This is a genomic window from Stenotrophomonas sp. YJH_SMC_27, assembly GCF_059369815.1.
On sequence record NZ_JCAFTA010000005.1, the window covers coordinates 246,103 to 255,566 of the forward strand.

Genomic DNA, 9,464 nt, shown 5'->3' on the forward strand with positions numbered 1-9,464 from the left:
CCGCGTTCCGGCGCGCTTTGATTCACGCCAGCGCCGCGTCCACGGCGGCCCGCGCATGCAGTGCAGTGGTATCGAACAGCGGCACTGTGCTGTCCTCCGGCCGTACCAGCAGCATGATCTCGGTACAGCCGAGGATGATGGCCTCGGCGCCGCGCGCGACCAGTCTCTCGATCACGCCGGCGTAGACCTGTCGTGAGTGTTCGCTGACCACGCCGGCGATCAGTTCCTGGTAGATGATGTCGTGCACGCTGCGACGATCATCGGCTTCGGGAACCAGGACCTCCAATCCGAAGCGATCCTGCAGCCGGCCGCGGTAGAAGTCCTGCTCCATGGTGAAGGCGGTGCCGAGCAGGCCCACCTTTCGCGCCCCTGCCTGCACGATGGCCTGGGCGGTGGGGTCGGCGATATGCAGCAGTGGCAGTGGGCAGGCCGCCTCGATGCGGTCGGCCAGTTGGTGCATGGTGTTGGTGCAGACCAGCAGCAGTTCGGCACCACCGGCCTGCAGGCGCCGTGCGGCCTCGACCATGTGGTCGCCCAGTGCATCCCAGTCGCCGTCGTGCTGCAGCTGCTTGATCGGGGCGAAGTCCACCGACCACAGCAGCAGCTGCGCCGAATGTGCGCCACCGAGGCGCTGCCGCACGTCCTCGTTGATGAGCCGGTAATACTGCGCCGAGCTTTCCCAGCTCATGCCGCCGATCAGGCCAAGGGTCTTCATGCACAGCTCCATGCCGGGGAGCCGTCATTGCAGCACAGCCGATGCGGGAGTTGCACTACACATTAGTGATTGCTAATGTATTGGTCATGATCGAGAACGCCCTCTTCAAAGCGCTGGCCGACCCCACCCGCCGCCACATCTTCGAAAAGCTGGCCGAGGGCGGGCAGCATGCCAGCGCGCTGCGCGAGGGCATGGCGATCAGCCAGTCTGCGATGTCCCAGCACCTGGCGGTGCTGCGCGATGCCGGGCTGGTGAGCGAACAGCGCCAAGGCCGCTTCGTCTACTACGAGGTCGATCCGCGCGGACTGGCCCACATCGGCAACTGGCTGCAGCGCTACCGGGCCTACTGGCCCGCGCGTATGGATGCCTTGCAGGATCTGCTGAAGGAGATGGATTGATGGACGACGTTCTGAACGAAGCGGCTCCTGCGTTGGTGATGGAGCAGTGGCTGCCAGCGCCACCGGAACGGGTCTGGCGCGCACTGTTGGACCCGGCGCTGCGTGAGCGCTGGTTGCCCGCAGCCGATCTTGCCGACCCGCAGCCCTACCTCTGCGAGGAGGGACGGGAGCTGGGCTTCCGCTTGCGCGATGCGCAGCCCCCACATCTGCACAGTCTGGTGTGTTTCCGGCTGCGCGCGGATGAGGGTGGAGGGACGGTGCTGACCATCGTGCATCGGCTCACTGACCGGCGTTCTCTGATCCGGCCGGCTTCCAACGATGAGCATCGCACGGTGATGCGCGCGGCTTGAACCAGCGCTTGGATCGAACGCTATAGGGAGCAGGCACATGCGGGACAGGATGCAGCTGGTACCGATGGTGGTGGAACGCAGCGAGCGCGGCGAGCGTTCCTATGACATCTACTCGCGGCTGCTGCGCGAGCGCATCATCTTTCTCAACGGCGAAGTCGATGACACCGTATCGGCGCTGGTCTGCGCGCAACTGCTGTTCCTGGAATCGGAAAACCCGGAGAAGCCGATCCATCTGTACATCAACTCGCCAGGCGGAGTCATTTCCAGCGGCTTGGCGATGTACGACACGATGCAATACATCTCTGCTCCGGTGCATACGCTGTGCATGGGCACCGCGCGGTCGATGGGGTCGTTCCTGCTGATGGCCGGCGAGCCGGGTCACCGCGCGGCGTTGGCCAATGCCAGCCTGCACGTGCACCAGCCGCTGGGCGGGGTACAGGGCCAGGCTTCGGACATCTTCATCCACGCCGAGGAAATGCAGCGCACCAAGCAGCGCATCACCCGGCTGTATGCGCAGCATTGCGGACGCAGTGTCGAGGAGGTCGAGCAGACCCTGGACCGCGATCGTTTCATGAGTGCCGAGCAGGCATGCGAATGGGGCCTGATCGACCAGGTACTGGTACGGCGCGACGCGCACGCGGCCTGAGCCTGCCTCTGTAACCACCACATCCACGCTGTGCTGTATGTGCCGCGCGTTGCAGACGCACTCTATGCTGGTACGGTCTTCTGAAGTGGATGTGCGCCATGGCCCTGCATACCTGGTGGTGGTTCCTCGCCACGGTGTTCGTTCTGTGTGGCACGCCGGGGCCGAACATGCTGCATATCCTCGGCCGCAGCGTCGGACTCGGCTTCCGCGGCAGTGTACCGGCGATGGCCGGCTGCCTGCTGGCGATGCTGCTGGTGCTGGCCGCGTCCGCTGCTGGCCTGAGCGCATTGCTTCATTCCTCGCCGATGCTGTTCGAAGTGCTGCGCTATCTGGGCGTGGCCTACCTGGCCTGGCTGGGCCTGAAGGCATGGCGCGACAGCTGTCGTCCCGCGCCTACGGTGACGGTGGATGCCGCACTGCCGATGATGCCGACGCTTGGTGCCTGGACCGTGTTCCGTGGTGGCCTTCTGGTGGGCCTGAGCAATCCCAAGCTGCTGCTGTTCGCGGCGGCGTTCCTGCCGCAGTTCGTTGACCCGTCACGTGGCCAGGCGTTTCAGTACAGCGTGCTGGTGGCCACCTTCGCCGCTTGCGAACTGTTCTGGTACGTGATGTATGCAGCCGGTGGCCATGGCCTGCGCCGCTGGCTGGCCGAACCCTTTGCGCGACGCTGGTTCGAGCGGTTGGTCGGTAGCGTGTTCCTGGCGTTTGCCGTCGCGCTGCTGCGCTTTCGTCCGCGCTGATTCACGCCGCGCACGCGGCCTGTTCACGACTGCCGCATCGGTGACGGCCTAGCCTGATCATCCAGTACGCAGTCCCCGCAGGGAAAGGTTTGACATGATCAAGTGGGCCATCATCTTCGCCATCATCGGTGTGATCGCAGGCGTGCTCGGCTTCGGTGGCATCGCCGGTGCCTCGGTCGGCATCGCCAAGTTCCTGTTCTGGGCCGGCATCATCATCGCCGTGGTGCTGTTCCTGCTCGGCATGACCGTGGCCAAGAAGGTCAGCTAGCGTTGATCGCGCAGCAGCGTGCTCAGTGCGCGCTGCTGCGCGAAAACAGGTTGATCACGAGTACACCGGCGCAGATCAGGCCGATGCCGATCAGCGCGGGTGCATCCAGGCGCTGCTTGAACACCACCAGCCCGATCAGCGAGATCAGCACGATGCCGACGCCGGACCAGATCGCGTAGGCGATGCCGGTCGGGATCGACTTCATGGTCATCGACAACAGGTAGAAGCACAGTCCATAGCCGACCAGTGCGCCCAGTGTCGGCGCCAGCCGGCTCATGCTGTCGGACGCCTTCAGCAGTGATGTGGCAATCACTTCCAGCACGATGGCAGCGGCAAGGTAGAGATAGGAATTCATTGACCGCTCCAGCTCATTGCGCTCAGTTTCAGCGCCTGTTCGGCCATGGTCAATGCGCTGGCACGTTCCTGCGCGTCCAGCGGGTAGGCCGTGGCCCAGAAGCCATTGGCAGCGTGCAGCGCGCCGCGTACCGTTGGCGTCGCCAGGATTCGGCCAGCATCGCACGCTTCCAGGACGTCAAGCGCAGGCAGCGCTGGTTCCATCGGGTTGCCCGCGCTTCGAAATCGCCGATCAGCGCGCCGGTGGCTTCATCCACCAGCAGCCAAGCCATTACGGCAGGCTACTTCGATGGTGGCCCGCAGCAGTGATTGGCGCACGCGGTCGGCTGCCTTGCAGCGCGAACAGGAGCGGATACCGGCGTGGCGGGAAGAAACCGACTGGACGGTACGACTGTAGCGCAGGCCCACCGCGTTGCCGCGCGCTGCCGGCCAAGGCCGGCAGCGGAGCCATCATGCGTCGATGCGGGCGAAACGCGGTTGCGGTCCGTGCTCGCCCGGCACCTGCTCGACGAACATGGTGTACGGGCGTACCCACAGGCCACCTTCGCCATACAGCGCGCGGTACAGCACCATCGGCTGCAGGGTCTCACTGCTGCGGACGATGTCGAGCACTTCGTACTCGCCGCCCTTGAAGTGGCGGTAGCGGCCCGGGGCCAGGGTGGGTAGCGGACTCAGCTCGGCCATGGGCGGCGCGACTCACTTGCGCGCCGGGCTGGCCGGCTTCGCGCAGTAGGCATCGATGGCTTCGGCGGTGTTGGCCAGACCCTGTGCCTGCGCCAGTTCCCACGGACGTTCGCAACGCTGGCTGTGCTCGCACCACTGGTAGCCGGCCGAACCGATGCAACCGTGGGCATCGCGGTCGCCACCGACCTTCGGCGTGGCAGGCGAAGTGGCCGCCGTATCGGCACGCGCAGCGGCCTGATGCTGGTTGGCACAGGCGGACAGCACCAGCAGGGCTGGAATCAGAAGAAGCGCTTTCATCGGGCGGGCTCCGTGCCTAAAGCGACAGTGTCTGCCGCAAATAGCCCTGCAGCAAGCGCTCAGTGCATGGCGGCGCGGATCAGTTCCTCGATCAGCACGAGGTAGCTGGCCACGAAGTAGAACTTCAGCAGCGTCCAACGCTGCTGCGAGAAGAAGGTGCGCATGTGGAAGGGGCCCCTGTTGGTGACGGTAGTGTGAAGCTCCGCCAACTCCGTGACAAGGGTCACGAAAGGGGACTCACTAAACGGCCTCAGGGATGTGATGGCGGGGGCCCTGACAGCGCGGCGCGGCATTTTCGTACAAATCTGATGGGCCATCCCGGAGGCGATCGCTAGCCTGCTGGGGTACCGGTGCTCAGGGCCTTCCGTCGCCGGCTTGACCCATTCCGCAGGAGTCTCCAATGGTCATTACCGTTCAATGCAATGCCCGGCACTGGTCCGTACTGGACCCGCAGGCGCATGACGCAACCCGTTATGCACGGGGCGCCGAGGCCTTCGATGTCGCCGCAGCGCGGGCCCAGGAGCACCACCGCCGCACCGGCCAGTGCAGCACGGTACGGGTCGAGGCGCTTGGCAATTCCGTGGACGCACTCCACTTCGGACGTTGACACCATCCGGCCGAGGTGCAGTCAGCCACGGTTGAGCTGTTTGAATGGGGAAAGAACCGCCTTGGGGGCGCCCCCTGTCCGTCGGGCCGCGAATCCCGGATGCTTGCGCCATCGTATTCATGTGGAGATTCCGATGGGCAAGGCACTCACCTGGCGCGCCCTGGCCTGCACGCTGCTGCCGATGTTGGCCGCCGCAGGCGGCGCGCAGGCGCAGAGCTATGGCTACGGTTATGACGACGATCGCTATGGCGGTCGCGACGGCGGCGGCATCGTACGCTGCGAATCGATCAAGAACCGCAGCAATGAATGCCGCCTGGAAGGCCGTGCCCGGATGATCCGCCAGTTGTCCGGCTCGCCGTGCGTGGAAGGCGAGACCTGGGGGCAATCGCGCTACGGCGTCTGGGTCACCCAGGGCTGCCGTGCCGAGTTCGTCGGCGAGTACCGCCGCGGCGGTGGCTGGGGTGGTGGCCATGGCAACGGCTGGGGCAATGGTGGCAATGGCTGGGGCGGGGGCGAGGTGATCACCTGCCATTCCAACGGTCACCGCCAGGAATACTGCGATGCCCGCATCCGCCGTGGCGTGCGCCTGGTCCGCCAGGATTCACGCAGTGCCTGCATCGAAGGCCAGACCTGGGGCTGGGACCGCCGTGGCATCTGGGTCAGCGACGGCTGCCGGGCGCAGTTCCAGGTGAATTGAGCGCGCCCCTCGAAAATCAGAATAATCTGATACAGCTCACATTTTGAACGTCGTATCTTCTGCGAATCAGGGCACCCCTGCGTGCCCCTGATCCGTCGCGATGACGTCTGCCGTAACCGGCACGCCCATCCCGCCACCGTCGATACGCTGCCTCAAGGAGTGAGCTGCATGTTGATCCGCCTGCAATGCGAGCAACGCCAATGGCGCGTGCTGCACCCGGACCGGCCCGAACCGATCGAGTTCCGCGACGGTGCCAGAGCCTATGATTTCGCCGAGACCCTTGCACGTCTCCACTTCGTCGACACCGGGCAGCGCGCTGCGGTGCGGGTGGAAGCCAGCGGCGCCTTCGTGGAAGCGGTCAGCTACGGCTGAGGGTTGTGGCTTCCGGCCAGATCCGGTTCTGGGACCCCGCTATCCACGCATGGCGTCGATCTACTTTGCATCTGGCGTGGGTCTGCGCCTCTGTTCCGCAGTAGATCCACGCCATGCGTGGATCCACGAATTGGCAATCGGCCTCAGCCGGCCGCGCTGAGCGGCGGTGTGCCGGCGGCCAGCTGCGGCCAGCGCTTGAGTACCGCCGCGCGGATGCCCGCGGCATCGATACCGGCTTCGGCCAGCAGGTCTTCACGGCTGGCGTGGTGCTGGTAGCTGTCGGGCAGGCCCAGGTGCAGGATCGGGCGCAGCACGCCTTCGGCATTGAGCAGCTCACCGACGCCGGAGCCGGCGCCACCGGCCACCACGTTGTCTTCGATCGTCACCAGGCCCTCGTGCTGGGCGGCCACAGCCAGCAACAGCTCGCGGTCCAGCGGCTTGATGAAACGCATGTTGACCACGCTCAGGCCCAGTTCGCGGCCGACCTGCTCGGCGGCGGCCACCGTGCTGCCGAAGGCCAGCAGGGCGATGCGGCTGCCCTGCAGGCGCAGCTCGCCCTTGCCGATCGGCAGGGTGGACAGGTCGGTGCCGGCAGCCACGCCGGTGCCGGTGCCACGCGGATAACGCACGGCTGCCGGGCCGGGGTGCTGCAGGCCGGTGCTGAGCATCTGCCGGCATTCTGCTTCGTTGGAGGGGGCCATCACCACCATGTTCGGCACGCAACGCAGGAAGCTCAGGTCGAGGTTGCCGGCATGGGTCGCGCCGTCCGGGCCGACCACGCCGGCGCGGTCGATCGCGAACAGCACATCCAGGTCCTGGATGGCCACGTCATGCACCAACTGGTCGTACGCGCGCTGCAGGAAGGTCGAGTAGATCGCCACCACCGGCTTGCCCCCCTGGGTCGCCATGCCGGCGGCGAGGGTGACCGCGTGCTGTTCGGCAATGGCCACGTCGAAGTAGCGCTGCGGGTATTCCTTGCTGAAACGCACCAGGCCGGAGCCTTCGCGCATCGCGGGGGTGATGCCGTACAGGCGCGGTTCGGCGGCGGCGGCATCGCACAGCCAGTCGCTGAACACATCGGTGTAGGTCGGCTTCTTGGCACCGGCCTTGGCCACCAGGCCCTTGTCCGGATCGAACGGACCCACCGCGTGGTAGCCGATCTGATCGCCTTCAGCCGGCTCGTAGCCCTTGCCCTTTGTCGTCATCACGTGCAGCAGCTTCGGGCCCTTGGAGGCGCGCAGCGTCTTCAGCGTGGACAGCAGGGCGGGCATGTCGTGGCCGTCGATCGGGCCGGTGTAGTGGAAACCCATTTCCTCGAACATCGTGGACGGCACGAACATGCCCTTCCAGTGTTCTTCCCAGCGCTTCACGAAGCGCGCCGGGTTGTTCTTCTTGTCACCGAGGATCTTCTTGCCGCCTTCGCGCAGCGCATTGAGCGTGCGGCTGCCGGTAGCACGGCCGAGCATCTTGGTCAGGCCGCCGACCGCCTCGGAGATCGACATGTTGTTGTCGTTGAGGATCACCAGCAGGTTCGGTTCCGGCTCCATGCCGCCGGCATGCATCAGTGCTTCGAACGCCATGCCGGCGGTCATCGCGCCGTCACCGATCACGGCCACGATCTTGCGGTCGTCGCCTTCGGACTGGCGGGCGATGGCCATGCCCAGTGCCGCCGAGATCGAGGTCGAGGAGTGGCCGACGCCGAAGGTGTCGTACTCGCTTTCCTCGCGCTTCGGGAACGGCGCGACGCCGTCCTTCTGCTTGACGGTATGGATCTCGTCGCGGCGGCCAGTCAGGATCTTGTGCGGGTAGGTCTGGTGACCCACGTCCCAGACCAGCTGATCGACCGGAGTCTGGTAGAGGTAGTGCAGGGCCACGGTGAGTTCGATCACGCCCAGGCCGGCGGCGAAGTGGCCGCCGCTCTTGCCCACCGATTCGATGAGGTAGGCGCGCAGTTCGTCGGCGACCGCCCTCAATTCGGATTCGTCGAACGTGCGAAGGTCATCCGGAGTCTGGATGCGCGCGAGGCGGGGATAGCGGGCAGAGTCGATCATCATGTTCGCACTTTTTCTGAACGCCCATTTTCGCCCTCAAACGGGGGTGGGGCAAGCAAACGCCGCCGCCCGTGACAGGACGGTGAGGGTTGCATTTTCGGGCGTTCAGGTGCTCAGTTTCGACCGCTTGGGCAATTGCGCCTTCAGGAAGGCCATCTGGTCGGCCAGGATGTTGCGGTTGGACAGGATCAGGTGCTCGATCCAGCTGGGCCGGTAGGGGACTGCCAGCAGGGGCATGCCGGCCTGCTGCGGGGTGCGGTCGCTCTTGCGCGAATTGCAGTGGAAGCAGGCGGTGACCACGTTTTCCCAGCAGTCCAGGCCGCCCTTGGACAGCGGCACGACGTGGTCGCGGGTGAGCGTGGGGCGGTTGAACTGCTGGCCGCAGTACATGCACAGATGGGCGTCGCGGGCGAACAGGGCCGGGTTGGTCAGGTTCGGTGTCGGATCGATCGCGCGGGAGCGGGCGTGGCCGCGGGCGGCAATGATCGGGTGCAGGTCCATGCCGCTCTGCAGGCCGCTGAAGCGGTTGGTACCGCCGTGGATGTGCAGGCAGGGATCGCCCAGCGTCCAGGCAACCGCTTCGCGGGCGTAGAGGCAGGCTGCGTCCTGCCAGGTGATCCAGTCCAGTACGCGTCCGTGGGCATCAAGCGAGAGCAGCCGGACCGAACCGGGGCGATGCAGCGTCGTGGCGTTGGGCGATGCTTCGGCGCCCGGAGCAGAAAGGGGAGCTCCGGCTTCGATCAGACCCAAGCGTGTAGTGTCTGTCTCCATCGGGAGAACAGCTTATACCTGAATCATTGCGATTTGGGTATCGCCCTGTGGGCGAAACCCAAATCGCAAGATTCAGGTCCGCGCATTCCGCATTCCAGCCCGCCGATGGCGGGTTGGGATGCCCACGCATTCCTCCTATCCCCTGCGCCATCGGCGCGCCCCCCTTAACAAGGGGGGGCTTTTCCCCAGAGGGATTTCGGTGGCTTTCATCCACGCGTGGCGTGGATTTCAGATCGCGGGGAACTGTCAGAGGCGGGGCGGTGTGGGTTGGCAGGACCGTTGGCGCCATGGGCCCGAGGCATGCCTCGGGCGGGTTGGGCAGGACGCCCCAACCCCGGTCTTGCCGTGTGCGCAGGACAGCGCACACGAGCAAGGCGCCATCGAGCCCCCAGGGGTGAGGGCGCTTTGCTTGCGAAGCACTGCTTCGCAAGCGCCCGAACGCCCAGCCGCCAGCGGCTGGGCCGGACCGCGGAGCGGGGTTTACGGCGTGTCCTGCCAGCCCACACCGCCCCGC

At 65.8% G+C, this 9,464-nt stretch carries 15 protein-coding genes; 8 read left to right on the top strand and 7 right to left on the bottom strand.

Annotated elements, in window-relative coordinates; all coding sequences use genetic code 11:
• Window positions 1–22 precede the first annotated feature (22 nt).
• Complete coding sequence (locus tag AC5P7R_RS10490; RefSeq protein ID WP_026347077.1) at window positions 23–715, bottom strand: aspartate/glutamate racemase family protein; 693 nt, start codon at window positions 713–715, stop codon at window positions 23–25.
• Between the two features lie 86 nt (window positions 716–801).
• Here AC5P7R_RS10490 and AC5P7R_RS10495 point away from each other — a divergent pair, with 86 nt between their 5' ends.
• The 5 genes from AC5P7R_RS10495 to AC5P7R_RS10515 all read left to right on the top strand — a co-directional run bounded on the left by AC5P7R_RS10495 (window position 802) and on the right by AC5P7R_RS10515 (window position 3,117).
• On the top strand, window positions 802–1,113 hold the full coding sequence (locus tag AC5P7R_RS10495) for an ArsR/SmtB family transcription factor (protein ID WP_021202181.1): 312 nt from the start codon (window positions 802–804) through the stop codon (window positions 1,111–1,113).
• Window positions 1,113–1,463 (top strand): SRPBCC family protein, encoded by a 351-nt coding sequence (locus AC5P7R_RS10500; protein WP_227853527.1) that lies wholly within the window; start codon window positions 1,113–1,115, stop codon window positions 1,461–1,463. Before AC5P7R_RS10495 ends, AC5P7R_RS10500 begins: the two co-directional genes overlap by 1 nt.
• A 37-nt stretch (window positions 1,464–1,500) precedes the next feature.
• The gene (locus AC5P7R_RS10505; RefSeq protein ID WP_111102443.1) at window positions 1,501–2,109 is read left to right on the top strand and encodes an ATP-dependent Clp protease proteolytic subunit; all 609 of its coding nucleotides are present in this window, start codon (window positions 1,501–1,503) and stop codon (window positions 2,107–2,109) included.
• Window positions 2,110–2,207: 98 nt separating this feature from the next.
• Window positions 2,208–2,849: a LysE family translocator gene (locus tag AC5P7R_RS10510; protein WP_019660553.1), complete on the top strand. Its 642-nt coding sequence runs from the start codon at window positions 2,208–2,210 to the stop codon at window positions 2,847–2,849.
• Window positions 2,850–2,943: 94 nt separating this feature from the next.
• Entirely contained in the window at window positions 2,944–3,117 is a 174-nt protein-coding gene (locus AC5P7R_RS10515; protein ID WP_021202178.1) for a DUF1328 domain-containing protein, read from the top strand.
• 22 nt (window positions 3,118–3,139) lie between these two features.
• Here the strand turns inward: AC5P7R_RS10515 and AC5P7R_RS10520 are convergent, their stop codons facing one another.
• The 4 genes from AC5P7R_RS10520 to AC5P7R_RS10535 all read right to left on the bottom strand — a co-directional run bounded on the left by AC5P7R_RS10520 (window position 3,140) and on the right by AC5P7R_RS10535 (window position 4,452).
• Window positions 3,140–3,472 (bottom strand): SMR family transporter, encoded by a 333-nt coding sequence (locus tag AC5P7R_RS10520; protein ID WP_227853528.1) that lies wholly within the window; start codon window positions 3,470–3,472, stop codon window positions 3,140–3,142.
• On the bottom strand, window positions 3,469–3,675 hold the full coding sequence (locus AC5P7R_RS10525) for a hypothetical protein (protein WP_227853529.1): 207 nt from the start codon (window positions 3,673–3,675) through the stop codon (window positions 3,469–3,471). The genes AC5P7R_RS10520 and AC5P7R_RS10525 overlap by 4 nt, the downstream gene beginning before the upstream one ends.
• Before the next feature lie 246 nt (window positions 3,676–3,921).
• Window positions 3,922–4,155, bottom strand: a complete 234-nt coding sequence (locus AC5P7R_RS10530; protein WP_021202177.1) for a DUF1653 domain-containing protein — start codon at window positions 4,153–4,155, stop codon at window positions 3,922–3,924.
• A 12-nt stretch (window positions 4,156–4,167) separates the two neighbouring features.
• Window positions 4,168–4,452, bottom strand: a complete 285-nt coding sequence (locus AC5P7R_RS10535; protein ID WP_005410420.1) for a hypothetical protein — start codon at window positions 4,450–4,452, stop codon at window positions 4,168–4,170.
• A gap of 400 nt (window positions 4,453–4,852) precedes the next feature.
• Between AC5P7R_RS10535 and AC5P7R_RS10540 the strand changes: the two genes are divergently transcribed.
• The 3 genes from AC5P7R_RS10540 to AC5P7R_RS10550 all read left to right on the top strand — a co-directional run bounded on the left by AC5P7R_RS10540 (window position 4,853) and on the right by AC5P7R_RS10550 (window position 6,128).
• On the top strand, window positions 4,853–5,059 hold the full coding sequence (locus AC5P7R_RS10540) for a hypothetical protein (protein ID WP_021202175.1): 207 nt from the start codon (window positions 4,853–4,855) through the stop codon (window positions 5,057–5,059).
• A 133-nt stretch (window positions 5,060–5,192) separates the two neighbouring features.
• Window positions 5,193–5,756 (top strand): DUF3011 domain-containing protein, encoded by a 564-nt coding sequence (locus tag AC5P7R_RS10545; RefSeq protein WP_346469268.1) that lies wholly within the window; start codon window positions 5,193–5,195, stop codon window positions 5,754–5,756.
• Window positions 5,757–5,924: 168 nt separating this feature from the next.
• Window positions 5,925–6,128, top strand: a complete 204-nt coding sequence (locus AC5P7R_RS10550; RefSeq protein ID WP_005417823.1) for a hypothetical protein — start codon at window positions 5,925–5,927, stop codon at window positions 6,126–6,128.
• Between the two features lie 143 nt (window positions 6,129–6,271).
• Here the strand turns inward: AC5P7R_RS10550 and dxs are convergent, their stop codons facing one another.
• Complete coding sequence (gene dxs / locus AC5P7R_RS10555) at window positions 6,272–8,179, bottom strand: 1-deoxy-D-xylulose-5-phosphate synthase (RefSeq protein ID WP_032953273.1); 1,908 nt, start codon at window positions 8,177–8,179, stop codon at window positions 6,272–6,274.
• 105 nt (window positions 8,180–8,284) lie between these two features.
• On the bottom strand, window positions 8,285–8,950 hold the full coding sequence (locus tag AC5P7R_RS10560) for an HNH endonuclease (RefSeq protein ID WP_019660544.1): 666 nt from the start codon (window positions 8,948–8,950) through the stop codon (window positions 8,285–8,287).
• Between the last annotated feature and the right edge of the window lie 514 nt (window positions 8,951–9,464).